The organism is Vreelandella sp. 162(4c) (assembly GCF_058152265.1).
Genome location: NZ_CM176981.1, coordinates 2,473,222 through 2,492,308 on the forward strand (window position 1 = coordinate 2,473,222; position 19,087 = coordinate 2,492,308).

The 19,087-nt window shown below is 56.2% G+C and carries 16 protein-coding genes; 12 read left to right on the top strand and 4 right to left on the bottom strand.

Translation table 11 applies throughout. The features are described 5' to 3' along the window. The first annotated feature begins 88 nt into the window (after positions 1-88). The 4 genes from prlC to AC4EYZ_RS11345 all read left to right on the top strand — a co-directional run bounded on the left by prlC (position 89) and on the right by AC4EYZ_RS11345 (position 6,065). Positions 89-2,137 carry an oligopeptidase A gene (gene prlC, locus AC4EYZ_RS11330; protein WP_490204266.1) on the top strand — a complete coding sequence of 683 codons (2,049 nt, stop codon included), beginning with the start codon at positions 89-91 and terminating at the stop codon, positions 2,135-2,137. Positions 2,138-2,193: 56 nt separating this feature from the next. Further along, positions 2,194-2,445: a YheV family putative zinc ribbon protein gene (locus AC4EYZ_RS11335; protein WP_027958898.1), complete on the top strand. Its 252-nt coding sequence runs from the start codon at positions 2,194-2,196 to the stop codon at positions 2,443-2,445. Between the two features lie 322 nt (positions 2,446-2,767). Beyond that, positions 2,768-3,760: a TAXI family TRAP transporter solute-binding subunit gene (locus AC4EYZ_RS11340; RefSeq protein WP_138801677.1), complete on the top strand. Its 993-nt coding sequence runs from the start codon at positions 2,768-2,770 to the stop codon at positions 3,758-3,760. Between the two features lie 103 nt (positions 3,761-3,863). Further along, positions 3,864-6,065 (top strand): TRAP transporter permease, encoded by a 2,202-nt coding sequence (locus AC4EYZ_RS11345; protein WP_027958900.1) that lies wholly within the window; start codon positions 3,864-3,866, stop codon positions 6,063-6,065. A gap of 100 nt (positions 6,066-6,165) precedes the next feature. Here the strand turns inward: AC4EYZ_RS11345 and metF are convergent, their stop codons facing one another. After that, complete coding sequence (gene metF / locus AC4EYZ_RS11350) at positions 6,166-7,008, bottom strand: methylenetetrahydrofolate reductase [NAD(P)H] (RefSeq protein ID WP_474192322.1); 843 nt, start codon at positions 7,006-7,008, stop codon at positions 6,166-6,168. Positions 7,009-7,150: 142 nt separating this feature from the next. On the opposite strand from metF, the gene AC4EYZ_RS11355 reads away from it, so the two are divergent. Beyond that, positions 7,151-8,086 (top strand): AEC family transporter, encoded by a 936-nt coding sequence (locus AC4EYZ_RS11355; protein ID WP_159175975.1) that lies wholly within the window; start codon positions 7,151-7,153, stop codon positions 8,084-8,086. Here AC4EYZ_RS11355 and ligB read toward each other — a convergent pair. After that, on the bottom strand, positions 8,083-9,753 hold the full coding sequence (ligB, locus tag AC4EYZ_RS11360) for an NAD-dependent DNA ligase LigB (protein ID WP_474192321.1): 1,671 nt from the start codon (positions 9,751-9,753) through the stop codon (positions 8,083-8,085). The two genes, AC4EYZ_RS11355 and ligB, sit on opposite strands and share 4 nt — an antisense overlap. A gap of 132 nt (positions 9,754-9,885) precedes the next feature. After that, a complete protein-coding gene (metK, locus tag AC4EYZ_RS11365) occupies positions 9,886-11,106 on the bottom strand; it encodes a methionine adenosyltransferase (protein WP_027958904.1) in 1,221 nt (406 codons plus the stop codon). 254 nt (positions 11,107-11,360) lie between these two features. Between metK and tkt the strand changes: the two genes are divergently transcribed. The 7 genes from tkt (at position 11,361) to AC4EYZ_RS11400 (ending at position 18,484) form a co-directional block, all read left to right on the top strand. After that, complete coding sequence (gene tkt, locus AC4EYZ_RS11370; protein WP_476488826.1) at positions 11,361-13,352, top strand: transketolase; 1,992 nt, start codon at positions 11,361-11,363, stop codon at positions 13,350-13,352. 3 nt (positions 13,353-13,355) lie between these two features. Then, positions 13,356-13,709: a CidA/LrgA family protein gene (locus AC4EYZ_RS11375; protein ID WP_159175972.1), complete on the top strand. Its 354-nt coding sequence runs from the start codon at positions 13,356-13,358 to the stop codon at positions 13,707-13,709. Then, positions 13,699-14,424 (top strand): LrgB family protein, encoded by a 726-nt coding sequence (locus AC4EYZ_RS11380; protein WP_009288691.1) that lies wholly within the window; start codon positions 13,699-13,701, stop codon positions 14,422-14,424. Before AC4EYZ_RS11375 ends, AC4EYZ_RS11380 begins: the two co-directional genes overlap by 11 nt. 108 nt (positions 14,425-14,532) lie before the next feature. Beyond that, complete coding sequence (locus AC4EYZ_RS11385) at positions 14,533-15,570, top strand: type I glyceraldehyde-3-phosphate dehydrogenase (protein ID WP_278371159.1); 1,038 nt, start codon at positions 14,533-14,535, stop codon at positions 15,568-15,570. 60 nt (positions 15,571-15,630) lie between these two features. Continuing rightward, entirely contained in the window at positions 15,631-16,812 is a 1,182-nt protein-coding gene (locus tag AC4EYZ_RS11390; protein WP_041159554.1) for a phosphoglycerate kinase, read from the top strand. Positions 16,813-16,918: 106 nt separating this feature from the next. Beyond that, entirely contained in the window at positions 16,919-17,983 is a 1,065-nt protein-coding gene (fba, locus tag AC4EYZ_RS11395) for a class II fructose-bisphosphate aldolase (protein WP_009288694.1), read from the top strand. 150 nt (positions 17,984-18,133) lie between these two features. Then, positions 18,134-18,484 carry a hypothetical protein gene (locus AC4EYZ_RS11400; protein ID WP_223828045.1) on the top strand — a complete coding sequence of 117 codons (351 nt, stop codon included), beginning with the start codon at positions 18,134-18,136 and terminating at the stop codon, positions 18,482-18,484. Positions 18,485-18,500: 16 nt separating this feature from the next. Here the strand turns inward: AC4EYZ_RS11400 and AC4EYZ_RS11405 are convergent, their stop codons facing one another. Then, positions 18,501-18,932, bottom strand: a complete 432-nt coding sequence (locus AC4EYZ_RS11405; RefSeq protein ID WP_138801699.1) for a hypothetical protein — start codon at positions 18,930-18,932, stop codon at positions 18,501-18,503. Positions 18,933-19,087: the final 155 nt, after the last annotated feature.

The window sequence follows — 19,087 nt, forward strand, 5'->3', positions numbered from 1 at the left end:
ACACAGCACCACCGCCCACACTGTGTCATTATTATTGCGCGTTTTGCGCTCACTAACGGTTTTTAAAACGATGCCAATCGAGGTGCCCATGTCCACCAATCCGCTGCTTGAAACGCACGCGCTGCCCCCCTTTGCTGAGATTCGCGCCGAGCACGTGGAGCCTGCCGTGGAGACGCTGCTAAGCGAAAGCCGAGAGGCCATTGATCGCCTCGCCGAGCAGGCAGCCGCTACCCCGCCTACCTGGGACACTTTTGCAGCGCCCCTTGAAGCGGTGAATGATCGGCTCACCAAGGCGTGGTCACCGGTTTCGCACCTCAATGGCACCATGAACTCGCCGGAAATGCGCGAAGCGTATCAGGCATGCCTTGGGAAGCTCTCCGACTTCGGCACCTGGGTAGGCCAGCACGAAGGGTTATTTCATGGCTGGCAAGCATTGAAAGATGGCCCGGCCTGGAAGCACCTGGATGCCGCACAGCGGCGCACCGTGGAGAACGCCCTACGCGATTTCCGCCTTGCCGGTGTTGATCTTCCTGCTGACCAGAAAGCCCGCTACGGCGAGATTCAGTCGCGGCTCTCACTGCTGTCAAATCAGTTCTCCAATAACGTGCTGGATGCTACCCAGGCATGGCACAAGGACATCGATAGCCAAGAGACGTTAGCGGGGGTGCCGGAAAGTGCTCTCGACACCTTAAAAGCCACCGCCGAGGCGAAAGGCGTTGCGGGCTACCGTATTACCCTGGATTTCCCCAGCTTCTTCCCGGTGGTTAGCTATGCCGATAACCGCGAGCTGCGCCGGGAGGTCTATACCGCTTTTGTTACCCGTGCGTCTGATGAAGGCCCAGATGCGGGCAAATTCGATAACGCGGCGATCATGGAAGAGATCCTGGCACTGCGCAATGAAATGGCCCAATTGCTCGGCTTTGCCACCTATGCCGATTACTCTCTCACCACCAAAATGGCGGAATCTCCCGAGCAGGTGCTCGATTTTCTCAACGACTTAGCCCGCCGTGCGTTGCCTCAGGCGAAGGAGGAGTTTGCAGAACTCAGTGCTTATGCCCGAGAAGAACTCGGCCTAGAGACGCTGGAACCGTGGGATGTTGCCTATGCCAGCGAAAAACTACGCGAAGCGCGCCACTCGATCTCCCAGGAGCAATTACGCCCCTATTTTCCAGCACCCCAGGTAATCGATGGCTTGTTTCAGGTGGTTGAACGCCTTTACGGCGTGCGCTTTGAAGAAGATACCCAAGCACCCCGCTATCATGATGACGTGCGCTATTTCCGCCTCACCGAAAACGGCCAACCCATTGCCGGTTTCTATCTGGATCTCTACGCCCGCGAAGGTAAGCGTGGCGGTGCCTGGATGGCCGACTGCCGGGTGCGTCGTCAAACCGAGCAGGGTCTGCAACTGCCCGTCGCCTTCCTGACCTGCAACTTTACTGCCCCGGTAAACGGCCGCCCGGCACTGCTCACCCACGACGAAGTCACCACGCTGTTCCATGAGTTTGGCCATGGCCTCCACCATATGCTGACCCAGCAGCAGATCGCCGATATTTCCGGCATTAACGGCGTCGCTTGGGATGCCGTCGAGCTGCCCAGCCAGTTTATGGAAAACTACTGCTGGGAGCGTGAAGGCTTAGATCTACTCGCCAAACACGTGGATAGTGGTGAACCGCTGCCAGCAGAGCTGCTTGAGCGCCTGCAGGCAGCCAAGAATTTCCAGTCAGCCATGGGTATGATGCGCCAAATCGAGTTCTCGCTATTCGATCTACGTCTGCACCATGAATTAAGTGCTCCCAGCGCCAGCGACGTGCAAGCCTTGTTAGATGAGGTGCGTGAAGCAGTGTCGGTGCTGCCAAAAGTGCCGTTCAACCGCTTCCAAAATAGTTTTGGCCACGTGTTTGCCGGTGGCTATGCGGCTGGTTACTACAGCTACAAGTGGGCTGAAGTGCTCTCGGCGGACGCCTGGAGCGCCTTTGAAGAGACCGGCATTTTCGATCCTGAAACAGGCCAGCGCTTTCGTCGCGAAATCCTGGAGCAGGGCGGCGCCCGCGATGCAGCCGACCTTTTTGTCGCCTTTCGAGGCCGAGAGCCGAGCGTCGAACCGCTACTGCGCCATAGCGGCATTCGCGCTGCTTAAATCTGCAAAACCTATGCGCGCCCTCCACTTAGAGAGCGCGCTCTTGGAGTCTAATGATGTCTAGTGTGAAACGCTTTATCGCCGGTGTTACTTGCCCGCGCTGCGCAGCGATGGATCGGATCCGTGCCTGGGAGCAAAACGGTATTCGCTACCGAGAATGCGTCAGTTGCGATTTCTTCGAGCAACTGCCCATCGAAGAGGATGCGCTTACCGAAATGACCACCCGGGTCAACCAGGTACGTGACGATCAGAAGCAGCAGGATGTGCAACCCGTACGTATTTTGGATCCAGGTAAATCCTCGCGTTAACTCCCTCCCCGCCAAGGATGGCGTGTTCATTCTTTCCTTAACGCCCCACAAGCCGATAGCGTACAGGCAACACCATTTAGTGTGCGGTTATCCGCACACTAAATAACCATTGTCGTGCGAACAATCGGACACTATGACAAAAAGTGCTTTCCACCAAAGTTGAATAAAAAAATCATAAGCATCTGATTTAAAAATCATAACCCTTAAATGGCACAACTATCGCTGTTAAATACTTTGGATACCCTGCTTAACGCAGTATCGACTGGCCGCATTTATCGACGCTGTCAGTATATAACCCCAATAACAGCTAGGAATTTTCGCCATGCGCAAACATATGCCTAAAACGTTCACTCTTCTCGCCAGCAGCGCTCTGCTTGTAGCCGCTGCCAGCAGTGCCCAAGCGCAAGCAGACCGCTCTGATTGGCCCGACAACTTTACCGTGGGCACCGCTAGCCAAGGCGGCACTTACTTCGTCTACGGTTCAGGCTGGGCCAACTTTATCGCTGATGAGCTGGGTGTATCTGGCGGTGGTGAAGTCACCGGTGGCCCGACTCAAAACCTGGCCCTGGTGCACACAGGCGATATGGCATTTGGCTTAACCACCATGGGCCCTGCTTCTGATGCCGTTAAAGGTGAAAGTCCGCTAGCGCCTGGAATGAAGATGGACAATGTATGCGCCATGTTCCCCATGTACGAAACGCCGTTCTCCATTACCGCGCTTTCTGACAGCGGTATTGAGTCAATTTCCGATATTCCTGATGGCGCGCGCATCGGTTTTGGCCCGGCTGCCTCAACCTCTGACACCTACTTCCCAGCGATTCTAGAAACCCTGGGCGTTAACTTTGAGCGTCGCAACGGCGGTTGGTCAGACTTGGGCGGTCAATTGCAGGATGGCCTGCTTGACGTGGTCGCCTTCGCTGCCGGCATTCCGATTCCCGCCGTTAGCCAGTTAGAAGTACAAACTGACGTCAACATTATTGAGTTTAACGAGGAAGAGCTGGCCACGGTGCTGGAAAACTTCCCCGTAGCTGAATTCATGATTCCGGCCAACACCTATACGACGCTGGAAGAAGATGCCCGCGCTGTCTCCATGTGGAACTTCGCTATCGCAGGCTGCGACCTGCCGGAAGATTTCGTTTATGAAGTCACCAAGGCGACCATGGAAAACAACGACCGCATGCGCTCTGTGCACCGCAGCGCTGAAACCACCATTCCAGAAAACATCAAGCACAACACCGTGCTGCCGTTTCACCCCGGCGCTGCACGCTGGTACGAAGAGAACGGCTATGAAATTGCTGATGACATGATCAACTAAGCAACGTTTACCGTTCTGACTGCCCCGTTTCCGGCCCAGCCGGGCGGGGCAGCTTTCGCTGCTGCTACCCCTTTGTCTGCTTTTGCTGTGAGGGTGAACTCTAATGAGTCACAAAACCGACCAAGACCCCAATGATCTCAAGGATGATGCCCACGCGGCGTCAGTGATACCAGAGTCCATTGCCGATGGTGTCGATGAAGACGTTGTTGAACCCAATCGCCGCCTGTTTACGGGCTGGCAGTTCCTACTGTTTGCGGCATTAGCGATCGCTTACTCAAGTTTCCATCTGATTTCACTCAACGTGTATCCGATGGAAACCTGGTCGTTTCGTATCGTGCATATTGCCGGTGCGCTTATTCTCGGTTACGGGCTCTTTTCTGGTGCCCGTTTTGCCGACGACGATCACCAGGCGTCAGGTGCCTGGATCAAATGGCTTAGCTACGCGTTACTGATTCCTGCCGCCTATACTCTGGCGCAAGTTCTGTTGATGTATCAAACGCTCAGCGGCGGCGCCATGCGCATCGACCCGAGCATTGAAAACTGGCACTACGGCTACCCGTTAATGGCGACGACAGCGGCGGCTGTTGTGTTGTCATGGTTTTATCGTCAGGCACGTCATCGCTTCAATCCTGCAGACTTGGTACTGATGGTCTGCGCGCTGGCCAGCGCTGGTTATTTGTTAGTGGCTTATAACACCAATATCCGCATGTCGACGGGTACCTCTTTCGCACCGTCAGGCATTTCCTGGGCGGCGATTGCGGGCTCACTACTGATTCTGGAGCTCACCCGCCGGGTCGCAGGCCTGGCCCTGGTGGTTATTTCTGCGGTTTTCCTGACCTACGTTTTCGCCGGGCCCTATCTGCCAGGCTTTTTAGGCTATCCGGGGCTGTCACTACAGCGCTTCTTTAGCCAGGTGTATACCGACGCAGGCATTCTCGGCCCCACCACCGCCGTGTCGTCGACCTATATTATTCTGTTCATTATTTTTGCTGCCTTCCTACAGGCCTCTAAAGTAGGCGACTACTTCGTTAACTTTGCCTTTGCCGCCGCTGGCCGTGCCCGTGGTGGCCCTGCCAAGGTGGCCATTTTTGCCTCTGGCTTGATGGGTATGATTAACGGTACTTCGGCAGGTAACGTGGTTTCCACCGGCTCATTGACCATTCCCCTGATGAAGAAAGTCGGCTACCCATCACGTAGCGCAGGCGCGATTGAGGCAGCCGCCTCAACCGGTGGGCAAATCATGCCGCCGATTATGGGCGCGGGCGCGTTCATCATGGCCGAAGTGACCGGTATTCCCTATACCGAAATCGCCCTTGCCGCTGTTATTCCGGCGATTCTGTATTTTGCCTCTATCTATTTTATGGTCGACTTTGAAGCCGCCCGTAAAGGCATGCGTGGCATGCGCAAAGATGAGATTCCGCTGTTCTCGAAGCTGGTAAAACAGGTCTATCTGTTCGCGCCGATTATTATCCTGATTGTCGCCCTGTTTATGGGCTACTCGGTGATCCGCGCGGGCACCTTGGCAACCGCGTCAGCCGCGGTGGTTAGCTGGCTATCACCCAATAAAATGGGATTTCGGGCGATTCTTAAAGCGCTGCAAATAGCGGGCACTATGTCGATTCAGATTATCGCCGTGTGCGCCTGCGCGGGCTTAATCGTCGGGGTTATCTCGCTGACCGGTGTGGGCGCGCGTTTCTCGTCACTGCTACTTGGCTTAGCGGGCGTGAGCCAACTGCTGGCACTAGTGTTCGCCATGCTGATCAGTATTCTACTCGGCATGGGTATGCCTACTACTGCTGCCTATGCGGTGGCCGCTTCCGTGGTCGCTCCCGGCTTGATCAATATCGGCATTGAGCCGCTGATTGCTCACTTCTTTGTGTTCTATTTTGCGGTCGTCTCCGCGATTACCCCCCCTGTTGCCTTGGCCTCCTATGCCGCGGCCGGTATCTCCGGCGACAACCCCATGGGCACCTCGGTGGCCTCGTTCAAGATTGGCTTGGCCGCGTTCATTGTGCCGTTTATGTTCTTCTACAGCCCGGCCATGCTGATGGAAGGCTCACCGATGCAGATCCTGCGCGTTGGGTTAACTGCAACGCTGGGCATTGTGCTGCTTTCAGGCATGGTACAGAAATGGTTCTTTGGCCCCGTTAACCTAGTGCAGCGTGTCGTCATGCTGGTAGGCGCGCTGTTTTTAATCTACGGCGGTATCTATACCGACATTGCCGGCCTTGCGATTGGTATCGTGCTATTCATGATGCAGCGTAAGGTGAACGGCGGTGGTAGCAAAACGGCGCAAGCTGGCTGATTGGTTTAAGCCGCTAAACGCTAAGCGTAAAAAAACCCTGCTCAACAATGGTTGAGCAGGGTTTTTAATGGGCACAAGGTAAGCAAATAAAGCGGCTTGGTTAACCAGCCAGGTTATCGACGATTCTCAGCACCGGCGCCGCCTGGTTAAGCGTGTAGAAGTGCAGGCCTGGCGCTCCGCCCTCTAGCAATCGCTGGCAAAGACGGCTCACCACATCGGTGCCAAAGGCGGCAATCGCTTCACTGTCGTCGCCATAGGACTCCAACTGCTTGCGAATCCAGCGCGGGATCTCGGCACCGCAGGCGTCAGAGAAACGCGCCAGCTTGGTGTAGTTGGTAATCGGCATGATACCGGGAATAATCGGCTGCTCGACGCCCAGCGCACGGGCTTTATCAACGAAGTTGAAATAGGCGTCAGCGGTGAAGAAGTACTGGGTGATGGCCATATTGGCGCCCGCCTTCATTTTACGCGCAAAGTTTTCCACATCCTTATCAAGATTAGGCGCCTGTGGATGAGATTCAGGATAAGCAGCCACTGCGATGTCGAAATGGGCGCCCGTCTCCGTGCGAATAAACTCAACCAGTTCGTTGGCATAACGTAGCTCACCAATGCTTCCCATACCTGAGGGCATATCACCACGCAACGCGACGAGGCTCTCGACCCCTTCCTCACGGTACTGCGCCAGCAGATCACGCAACTGCGCTTTTTCACTGCCTATGCAGGAGAGATGCGGAGCGGTATTAATGCCACTTTCACCGACCGCACGCACCACCTCACGGGTACGCGCCTGGGTAGACCCACCAGCACCGTAAGTCACCGAGAAAAAACGTGGTTTTCGGGCGGCCAGTTCATCGCGAACGTGAATCAGCTTGTCGCGCCCAGCATCGGTACTGGGCGGAAAGAATTCAAAGCTGATACCTAGCGGATGCTCATGGCTGCTCATGGGGTTTCCTTATTAGTGATCAAACATGATGATATTTTGAGGTATTCTCGCTGTTCCAGCGCGCTGGGGCTAATGAAAGATTCCACGCTTGGCCTTTAATTCGGCTCATGTTAGCGAGCCACCACATACGACGGGAGGATAAATGGATCTTGCACCTGGGGCGCTCGTTGGGCCGCTACTCATGCTACTCAGCTACGTGGGGCTAGGCTGGCTCGCCGCCCAACGACTCAAGCTAGATCCTCGCCCGATTGCGACGCTGCTGGTTTACCTGATAGCGCCTTTTACGATTTTTCGCGCGCTGATGAACGGCGGCCCAACACCTGACTACCTCTTACTCACATTAGCACTGTTCATTCTGGCAAGCCTGATGGCACTGGTGGTACAGCGTATTACTCGCCACCGTTTTGGTGAACAGGAGGCTGCTCTGCTGGCGTTCTCCTCAGGAACGGGTAATACCGGCTATTTCGGCCTACCGATTGCGCTGATTTTGCTCCCCCCTGAAGGCGTTACTCTTTACCTGTTCTGTATGCTGGGGATTAATATTTACGAATTCACCGTGGGCTTTTACCTTAGCGCACGCGGACGTTTTTCCGTACGTGAGAGTCTGATCAAAATTTCTCGCTTACCGCTTATCTATGCGTTCCTATTCGCGTTACTGCTTAGCGCCCTTGAAATAACCATACCCGCTGCAGTAATGAGTTCGCTGCAAGTCTTCCCCGCCACCTACACGCTGCTGGGCATGATGATTATTGGCATGACGCTTAGCCAAGTAACGCTTGCCGCCTGGGATTCACGCTTTGTAGCCACCTGCCTGGGTCTTCGCTACCTGCTCTGGCCGCTCGTTATGTTGGGGGCCGCTTTAATACTACAGTGGGCGGCGCCTCTTTCCACGGAACTGGCCATGGCGCTGCTGTTGATAGGCGTAGTACCCATGGCTTCCAACGTAGTGGTGGTGGCCATGGAGCTGGGCATTCAACCGCAAAAAGGCGCATTAGCGGTGCTGGTGACGACACTGCTCGCGCCGCTGCTGATTCCGCTTTATCTGGGTTTGATGCTGCGTCTCACAGGACTAGGCTAAAAACCAGCCACACCTGCTTCGTTAAGCTGTCGAGCCATGTGCTGTATCTCGGGGTGGCTAAAAAATGCTACCAGCGCGTCAGCGCGAACCGGGCCAACGCCGGGAACGGCTTGCCACTGTTCGCGCTGGTAGCCCGCTAGCTCATCCCAATCCCCGCGAACCGACTCGCTACCTGGCGGCGCCCCCAGCGCGCTTAACCAGGCCGAAAACGACTTGCCCTTGGCGACTTGAAACTGTTCCAGTAACGTTTCAGCGGTCGCCTCACCAATGCCGTAGGCCTGTTGCAGCTGGCGCGGTTCGACATCCAGCCAGTCCAGTAAATGCGTGACTACGCCCGCATCCATTAGCGCTTGCCAAGTACCTTCACCGATACCCTGCATACCAAGCTGCTCGCCAAGGTAGCTAAGCCGCGCCAGCAATTGATCATCGCAGCCGGGCGTTAATTCAAAGCAGCTCAGCAGGTTAAAGCGCTGGGGTGAAGGCGGTGACAGCGGCGAGCGCTCCTGGGTGTGCCACACCACCTCGGTTAACTGGGGAATCGTTAATCCCGCTAGCGAAATCGCCACTTGGTCACCGGGACGGACATCCAGTGACTCCCAGCGCTCCAGTGAGCCTAACGAGACGCGGCTAATACGCCGCCCCTCCAGCAGCACCGGATTAAGCCACACCAGCGGCGTCACACGCCCAGTGCGCCCAACGCGAAACTCAATGCCGCGCACTTCCGCTAGCGCCTGCTGGGCGGGATATTTCCAGGCAATGGCCCATTCAGGCGGTGATGATGACCAGCGGCGTACACCGGGTCGCTCGGCTTGCTTAATCACCACCCCGTCGGTAGCAAACGGCAACGGCCCGTTAAACCAACTATCGCGCCAATAACCGGCATCATGGCGGTCATCCAGCGGATGAGTGTAGTCAGCGCTATCAAAGCCCAGTTCACTTAGCCGTGCTAAACGTTCCTGCATTGCGGTAGGGCCATCGGGCCAGCCCCAGACAAACAGGCCAATACGCTCAAGGGTGGCCGCTGTGGGGGAGGCTTGTGCCATTGCTCCCGCCACGGCACCCCGTGCACCCGATGCGGGTGAACGCGACTGCACGTGTTGGCTTAACCGCCAATACAGCTCGCCTTGGAGTACTGCAGAAATAGGCTCGGGTAGCGTATTGGGAATGGCAGGGAGTTGCCGGGCACGGGCCGTCCAATCCTGGCCCCGCTCGCCATCGCCACGGCTAACGGCTTCGACCAGTTCGCCATTTTCATAGCGCAACGTAATCGCCACGCCGTCCACTTTGGGCTGGATCCACAGGTCTTCGCGGCGGCTGGTAAAACGTCTGACGCCATCGTCATCGGCTTTATCAAGCCCACGCTGCGCAGCCGGATGCTCAAGAGTGCCGCTGCTACGTGTAACGCGTGTAAGCGGGCGATGATCCGGTACAGTGCCCAGGCAACGCTGCCAAGTGGCTAGGCGCTCAACCGCTTGGTCGTAAAGGGCATCATCGATCAGCGCGGCGCCCTCGTCATGGTAGGCAGTGTCCCAGCGGTGAACCTGCTCAGCCAGCGCCTTGCTTTCGCGGCTTAGGCGCTCCTCCGGCCAATCAGGGCATTGGGCAGCCTGTGCGGAAAAAGTGACAAGCCAGATCAGGCTACCCAATAGCCAAATTCGTACACTCAACAACATTGCTTACCCCCGCGGTAACACATCAGCTTTTAGGCTTAGCCTAGCGCAACGGACATAAAAAAAGCCCCTCGGCCGAAGCCAAAGGGGCGATTTAATCCATTTCTTACAAACGGTGTAGCGAATCTCTTACAAACCGGCGGCCTTACGCAGTGCTTCAGCCTTATCAATCTTTTCCCACGGGAAGGCGGTAAAGGTTTCGGTATGCGCTTGGCCTTTATCGTCGTTCCAGGTGTAGCTGTGCTCGAACGGTGCCCGGCCAAAGTGGCCGTAAGCGGCGGTGAGCTGATACATCGGGTGCAGCAGATCAAGCATTTTGGTGATCGCGTAGGGGCGCAGGTCAAAGTGCTCGCGAACCAGTGCAACGATCTTGGCATCGTCAATTTTACCGGTGCCGAAAGTGTCGATGGAGACCGAGGTCGGCTCGGCAACGCCAATCGCGTAGGAGACCTGAATCTCACACTTGTCAGCCAGGCCTGAGGCTACTACGTTCTTGGCCACATAGCGGCCCGCATAGGCGGCGCTGCGATCCACTTTAGAGGGGTCTTTGCCCGAGAACGCGCCACCACCGTGGCGTGCCATGCCGCCGTAGGTGTCGACGATAATTTTACGTCCAGTCAGCCCACAATCACCTACCGGGCCACCAATCACGAATTTGCCGGTCGGGTTGATATGGTACTGGGTGCTGTCATCCAACCACTCAGCGGGGATCACCTGCTCGATGACCTCGCGCTTGATCATTTTGCGCAGGTCTTCCTGATCAATATCTGGGTCGTGCTGGGTAGAGAGAACGATGGCATCGACACCGCAGGGCTGGCCTTCGGCGTTATAGCGGAAGGTTACCTGACTCTTGGCATCCGGGCGCAGCCACGGCAACAGGCCATTTTTACGCAGTTCGGCCTGACGTTCGACCAGCCGGTGAGAGTAGTGGATCGGTGCCGGCATAAAAGAGTCGGTTTCGTTAGTCGCGTAGCCAAACATCAAGCCCTGGTCGCCAGCGCCCTGATCTTCCGGTTTGCTGCGGTCAACGCCTTGGGCAATCTCGACACTCTGCTTGCCAATCAGGTTAACCACGCCGCAGGTCGCGCCGTCAAAGCCCACGTCGGACGAGTTATAGCCAATGCTGATAATCACATCACGCACGAGGGTTTCTAAATCGACCCAGGCGGAGGTGGTAATTTCACCGGCAATGATCGCCACCCCGGTTTTCACCATGGTTTCACAGGCAACGCGGGCCTGTTTATCGCGGGCGATAATGGCATCTAGCACTGCGTCAGAGATCTGATCGGCAATCTTATCGGGATGACCTTCGGAGACGGACTCGGAGGTAAACAGGGAATATTCGCTCATCGCGCACTCTACCCTCTGTATGACGGCTGTATTTAATCCACAGCATCAGCAGGAAATCATGGCAGGTGTCCCCTGCCCGTATTAGTGAAGCGATAGCATTACTTTTCTACCGCGTCGGGAGGCAGAGTCTACACGCTGTCGGCGATGCTTCCCAGAACGTGATCCCCAGAATTTGCCGCTACATTTGCCGCAACATGGGAAGTCAGCGACAATAGCGCCTTTATAATTTCTGTTTTCAGGCGAGGAGCACCCCCATGCCGTCCCGTTTTGAGCTAGCCAATGCCATTCGCGCCCTGTCCATGGATGCCGTTCAGAAGGCCAAATCCGGCCACCCGGGCGCCCCCATGGGTATGGCTGATATCGCCGAGGTGCTATGGAATGACTACCTCAAGCACAATCCCGAAGACCCCAAGTGGGCCGATCGTGACCGCTTTGTGCTCTCCAATGGCCACGGCTCCATGCTGCTTTACTCGCTGCTCCACCTCAGCGGCTACGAGCTAAGCCTGGAACAGCTGCAGAATTTCCGCCAGCTGCATTCGCCCACCGCGGGCCACCCGGAATTCGGCTACGCGCCCGGCATTGAAACCACCACTGGCCCACTGGGTCAGGGTTTTGCCAATGCCGTGGGCTTTGCCATCGCGGAAAAAACTCTGGCGGCGCAGTTTAACCGCCCCGGCCACACCATCGTTGACCACCACACATGGTGCTTTGTAGGTGACGGCTGCTTAATGGAAGGGATCTCCCACGAAGCGGCCTCCCTGGCCGGTACTCAGCAGCTGGGTAAGCTGATCACTGTATACGACGATAACGGCATCTCTATCGATGGTGAAGTGGAAGGCTGGTTTACCGACGATACCGCCAAGCGTTTTGAAGCTTACGGCTGGCACGTGGTGCCCAATGTAGATGGTCACAAGCCTGAAGAAGTGAAAGCCGCTATTGAGCTGGCCAAGAGCCACGACGATAAGCCGAGCCTGATTATCTGCAAAACCATTATCGGCTTTGGTGCGCCCAACAAGCAGGGCAAAGAGGACGCCCACGGTGCGCCCTTAGGCGATGACGAAGTGGCTCTGGCGCGTACCCAGCTCGACTGGCCCCATGCCCCGTTCCATATTCCCGAGCCGATCTACTCCGCTTGGGATGCTCGTGAAGCTGGCAAAGCAGCTCAACAGGCGTGGGACGCGCGTTTCGCCCGCTATGCAGAAGCCTTCCCCACGGAAGCGCGGGAGTTCACCCGCCGGATGAAGCGCCAGCTGCCCGCGGAACTGCCCACTGAAGCCTTAATTGAGCAGGCCCAAGAGCGTGGCGAGACCATTGCCTCACGCAAAGCCTCGTTTGAAGCACTCAATGTGATCGGCCCGCAAATGCCGGAACTGTTGGGTGGCAGTGCCGACCTGGCGCCGTCTAACCTGACCTTCTGGAAAGGCGCCCAAGCGATCACCCCGGAAGACGCCAGCGGTAACTACCTGCACTACGGTGTCCGTGAGTTTGGCATGGGGGCGGTCATGAACGGCATCGCCCTACACGGCGGCCTGGTACCTTACGGCGCGACCTTCCTGATCTTTATGGAGTACATGCGTAACTCGATTCGCATGGCGTCGCTGATGGGCCAGCAGGTGATTTACGTGTTTACCCACGACTCCATCGGCCTGGGTGAAGATGGCCCGACTCACCAGCCCATTGAGCAGCTCACCAGCCTGCGTACCACGCCGAACCTCAATACCTGGCGTCCCTGTGATGCGGTCGAAACCGCCGCCGCCTGGGATGCGGCCATCAAGCGTCACTCTGGCCCCACGGCGCTGGTGCTGTCACGCCAGAACCTGCCCCACCAGCAGCGCACTAAAGCTCAGTTGGCAGCCATTCAGAACGGTGCGTACGTTCTTAAGGACAGCGAAGGAACGCCCGAGTTGATACTGATTGCCACTGGTTCTGAAGTCGGCCTGGCCATGGACGCCGCCGCCGAGCTCGAGCAGCAGGGCAAAGCGGTACGCGTGGTCTCCATGCCCTCGGCCTATCGCTTTAACGGCCAGGACGCCGAGTACCGTGAGAGCGTGTTGCCCAAGGCGGTGACCAAGCGTATCGCCATCGAAGCCGCCCATGCCGACTACTGGTACAAGTATGTGGGTCTTGACGGCCGCGTGATCGGCATGACCACCTACGGTGAATCCGCACCAGCGGGGGATCTGTTCAAGCACTTCGGCTTTACCGTCGACAATGTGGTCAAGCAAGCCAACGAACTACTCGGCTAAGCCATGCCAGCACTCAGTGGCTTTCTATGGCTGATTAGCTACTGGCTTATCGGTGAAGTGGTAATCCATTTCACCGCTTTGCCGATCTCGTCAGGCGTGATCGGCATGTTGCTGCTCTGCGCTACGCTCGCCGTTCGAGGCCGAGTCCCTACTAGCATTGCCGCTGCCGCCCAACCACTCATTGCGCTACTCGCCATGCTGATTATGCCTGGCGTTGTGGGTGTGTTTTTCATCATCGGTGAACTGGCCGGGCAGTGGAGTGCCATTCTTATTGCCTTGGTGTTGGGTACGTTACTCAGCGTGATAACCACGCTGTGGCTGCTCAAGCGACTAATCGGGCAGCCGCATGTCCGCTGATACACCGCTGCTCACTCTATTAACCACCACCCCGCTATTTGCGGTGGGGTTAACGCTCGCCGCTTATTTGCTTGGTAGTGCTCTGTTCCAGCGTTTAAAGCGCCCTTCTTGGCTTCCCGCTATTTTGATCGCGGCGCTGCTACTGGCGGGAGCGTTAGCGCTGATAGGGCTGCCTTACGCTACCTATCAGCAGGGGGCCACATGGCTAACGGTGCTATTGGGGCCAGCCACGGTGGCGCTGGGTATGCCGCTTTATCAACAGTTGCCGCGGATTGTTGAATTATGGCGACCGCTGGCGATTTGTTTACCCATCGCCGCAACGCTGGCAGCTTGCTATTCACTGGCAATTGCTTGGTTACTGGGCAGCTCGGACACCATACTCGCTTCCATTGCCGCTAAATCGGTAACCGCGCCTATCGCTATCGGCATTACGGAACAGCTTGGTGGTACGGTAGCCCTGCTGTTGGGTGCGCTGCTGGTCACCGGGGTGATCACGATTCCCTGTGTCAGCCTCGCTGCGCGTTGGCTGCATATTGACGATGAGCGCTTGATCGGTTTCGCCCTGGGGCTTAACGGCCATGCCATTGGCACGGTAAGAGCATTTGAGATCAGCCCCACCGCTGGGGCTTTTGCATCACTGGGCATGAGCCTTACCGGTATTTTCACCGCAGTACTGCTGCCACTCGCCTGGCGATTAATAAGCATGGGCAGCTGATAGGCACCGGCAGTTAATAAGAATCGTCCGCTGAAATACGTTATCATCACAACGAGTTCTAGCCTATTTCGATTATTGTTGATTCACTTTTAAGAGCCACCCTTCTGCATGGCTAATTCTGCTCCCAGGTATCGCATCGCCATTAACGGTTACGGACGCATTGGCCAATGCGTGTTGCGGGCGCTCGTCGAGCGGCGACACCCCGAACTTGAAGTGGTCGCCATTAATGAACTCTCTGATCTCGCGACCATCACCTATCTAACCCGTTACGACACCACCCATGGCCGCTTTCCCGGTGACGTCGATAACGACGGTCAGTACCTTATCGTCAACGGCCAGCGCATCCAGGTACTCTGCGAACAAGATCCACACAAGTTACCCTGGAAGGCGCTTGATGTGGATCTGGTGCTGGAGTGCTCCGGGAGCTTTAAAGATCGTGCCACCGCTGAGCTGCACTTAGCGGCAGGCGCTAAGCGGCTGCTGTTTTCCCAGCCAGCGGAAAATGATGTCGATGCCACCATTGTGTGGGGCATTAATGAAGGCGAGCTGGCGCCTTCCCAGCGCATACTCTCTGCCGCTTCGTGCACCACCAACTGCCTGGTGCCGCTGTTGACCGTTCTGGATGAAGCTCTCGGCCTTGAGCACGGTGTCACCACGACGATTCATTCGGCGATGAATGACCAGCCGGTGATCGATGCCTACCACCAGACCGACCTGCGTCTGACCCGCTCGGCAATGCACTCCATTGTGCCGGTGGATACCGGCTTGGCGCTGGGTATTAGCCGCTTGATGCCCAATCTTGCGAACCGCTTTGAGTGCCTGCACGTACGTGTTCCCACTATCAATGTCTCTGCCATGGACGTGGCACTCACCGTCAGCCGCGACACTCACCGCGACGATGTAAATAACCTGCTGCTGGCCGCCAGTCAGCAGCGCTTAAAGGGCGTGCTTGGCTATACTGAAGCGCCTATGGCGTCGGTTGATTTTAATCACGACCCTCGCTCAGGCATCCTGGACGCTACCCAAACCCGAGTGGCTGGCAAGCGCCTTATCAAACTGCTGTGCTGGTTCGACAATGAGTGGGGGTTCGCTAACCGTATGCTCGATATTAGCCAGCGACTGGCCAGACTTTCGACAGAAACGTAACCTATTTGCATTAACTGTTTATATTGAGTTCCACGGCCTAAACACGAGGAAACCGCTTCCATGAATGTAAAAAAGATGACTGACCTTCCCCTGGAAGGACAACGCGTGCTGATTCGTGAAGATTTGAATGTGCCCATCAAACATGGCCGCGTCTCCAGCGATGCCCGCCTGCGCGCCGCACTGCCGACCATTCAAGCCGCCGCAAAGGCTGGGGCGAAGGTGATGTTGATGAGCCATTTAGGGCGCCCCACCGAAGGTGAACCCGCTGAGGAGTTTTCCCTCGCGCCGGTGGCTGAGCACTTGGGTGAACTGTTAGGCCGCCCAGTGCCGCTGATCAAAGCCTATCTCGGTGAAACGGTCGGCGAAACGCTGGATCTCGCCAATGGCGACGTCGTACTGCTAGAGAACGTGCGCTTTAACAGCGGCGAGAAAAAAGATGATGAGCAGTTGGCGAAACAGTACGCCGCGCTGTGCGATATCTTTGTGATGGACGCTTTTGGCACCGCCCACCGTGCCCAAGCCTCTACCCATGGCGTGGCGCGTTTTGCCCCTAGCGCCTGCGCTGGCCCTTTGCTTGCCCAGGAACTCGATGCACTTGAGAAAGCGCTGGCACACCCGGCTCGGCCCATGGCAGCCATCGTCGGCGGCTCGAAGGTCTCTACCAAGCTGGATGTCCTCACCGCGCTGGCTGATAAATGTGATCAACTGATTGTCGGCGGCGGCATCGCCAACACCTTTATTGCCGCCGCGGGGTACAATGTCGGTAAATCACTCCATGAGGCTGATTTGGTGGGCCAAGCCAAAGCACTGATGGAGAAGGTCTCGATTCCACTTCCTACCGATGTTGTCGTTGCCACCGAGTTTTCTGAGTCGGCCAAGGCCGTTGTCAAGCCGGTCGACCAGGTGGCTGATAACGAGATGATTCTGGATATTGGCCCAGACACCGCTGCACATTTGGCCAGCATGCTTAAGGATGCTGGCACTATTTTATGGAATGGGCCTGTCGGCGTCTTTGAAATCGATCAATTCGGTAAAGGTACCCAGGTAATCGCCCAGGCTATCGCTGATAGCGCAGGTTTCTCTATTGCCGGTGGCGGCGATACCTTAGCGGCCATTGATAAATATGCTATTGCGGATCGCGTTTCGTACATTTCAACCGGTGGCGGCGCCTTTCTTGAGTATGTCGAAGGCAAGCAGTTGCCTGCCGTTGCTGCACTCGAAGCCGCCGCCAAACGCGGTTAACATTACACGACTTGAATCTAAACACTCACCATCGTTCAAACTGGTAGCTCAGTCTTTAAACCCAATTTTGACAACCCAGTCTTTACAACATAGATAAGGTAACTTCATGGCTTTGATCAGCATGCGCCAGATGCTCGACCACGCCGCCGAATATGGTTACGGCATTCCGGCGTTCAACGTCAACAACCTTGAGCAGATGCGCGCCATTATGGAAGCCGCTGATGCCACCGATTCGCCGGTCATCGTGCAAGCATCTGCCGGTGCACGCAAGTACGCGGGTGCGCCCTTCCTGCGCCATCTGATTTTGGCGGCCGTCGAAGAGTTTCCGCATATCCCTGTGGTCATGCACCAGGATCACGGCACCAGCCCTGCGGTCTGCCAGCGTTCTATTCAGCTCGGCTTCTCCTCGGTGATGATGGATGGCTCGCTGGGTGAAGATGGTAAAACGCCCACCGACTACGACTATAACGTCAATGTTACCCGCCGCGCGGTGGAAATGGCTCACGCCTGTGGCGTTTCCGTCGAAGGCGAGTTGGGCTGCCTGGGCAGCCTGGAAACCGGCATGGCCGGTGAAGAAGACGGTATTGGCGCGGAAGGCAAGCTGGATATGGAGCAACTGCTTACCGACCCAGAAGAAGCCGCAGAGTTTGTGAAAGCGACCCATGTGGACGCACTGGCGATTGCCATTGGCACCAGCCACGGCGCTTACAAGTTCACTAAGCCGCCTACCGGTGACACGCTCTCTATCCAGCGTATTAAAGAGATCCACGCGCGAATTCCGGACACCCATCTGGTCATGCACGGCTCTTCTTCTGTTCCCCAGGAGTGGCTGGAAGTGATTAACCAGCACGGCGGTGAGATCCCCGAAACGTACGGCGTGCCAGTCGAAGAGATCGTTGAGGGCATTAAGCACGGCGTGCGTAAGGTCAACATCGACACCGACCTACGCTTGGCGTCTACCGGTGCCGTGCGTCGCTTTCTGGCTGAGAACCCGTCAGAATTCGACCCACGTAAGTTCTTGAAAGAGACCGTTACCGCGATGCGCGATCTATGTATCGCCCGCTACGAAGCCTTTGGTACAGCCGGCAATGCCAGTAAGATTAAGCCGATCAGCTTGGAAGAGATGTTCCTGCGCTATGAGCGCGGCGAACTGGCTCCCAAGGTAAAATAAGCTTGTAATTGGCCCACTTTCGAAAAAGACGACCAACCGGTCGTCTTTTTTTGTGGCTAATTAAATAGATATTGCAATGCAGCATAGATGCGCTAACACTGGAGATGAGGTCACGATGTCTCGTGTTCCAGCAAGGAGGCCACAACGCTGATGAAACCCACAACTTCCCTTCCCCTAATGCCCACTCCCCCGGTAGCGATGTTCGATATATGGAAAGTCGGTATCATGGCCTTTGAGCTATGGTCGACGTCTTTGTCGACGATCACTATGCGAAATCATTTATGGCAAACACAGCCGTTTTTCAGCCCCAAAATGATGCAAGAAAATCAACGTATGGTCACCGAAAAACTCGAGGCCAGCATGGAAGCTGGCCTCGTCATGCAAAAAGCGCTGCTCAACTCAATGAGCGGCAAGCAGGCTCCCTGGTGGGTGACCAGCCAGCGCACAATGAAGCCTTACCATCAGCGTAGTAGCGCTAACTCGCGCCGACTCGCCCAGTAACGCTTAGGCACTGACGTTATTCATTATCGTCGGTGTCATCCTCGTCATCTTCGCTATTCTCTTCTTCGCTACTGTGAATAGCATCGTCGGGACTACCAGTGCCGCCCGTGCCCGCCTCTGGGTTTCGCTCTTCACTCTCACCAGATTCTAACTCGACGTCAGCCTCGCCCTCGCTAGTGGCTACTTCTTCGTTTTTCTCTTCCTCCTCTTCTTCTTCACGGACGCGTGCCTGCTCATCAGCGCCTTCGGAATCGCTAGAAGAAGCGCCTTCACCTTCATCACGCTTTACTGATCCCGCTTTAATGCCGTACTCCTCTTCAAGCGTTTCATCATCCAGAGGTTCGTGCTGTTCACCCTCAGACGCATGATTATCAGCAAACACATAGCCAGTGGTCGTTAATAAGGCAGCGCTAAGTGCAAAGGGTAGAAACCAAGGGGTTAATCGCATTAGGCATTCTCCATGTTGTGATTATGAAAGAATAGTGCATCCCCACTATCTCTTCAGCGCAGCTGAGGCATTTCCATCGCTTGTACTACTGCGTCTGCTGACGCTAGATGGCCTACAACAGTAGCCAGCAAAATGAGTGTAGCCATTTAAGCTGG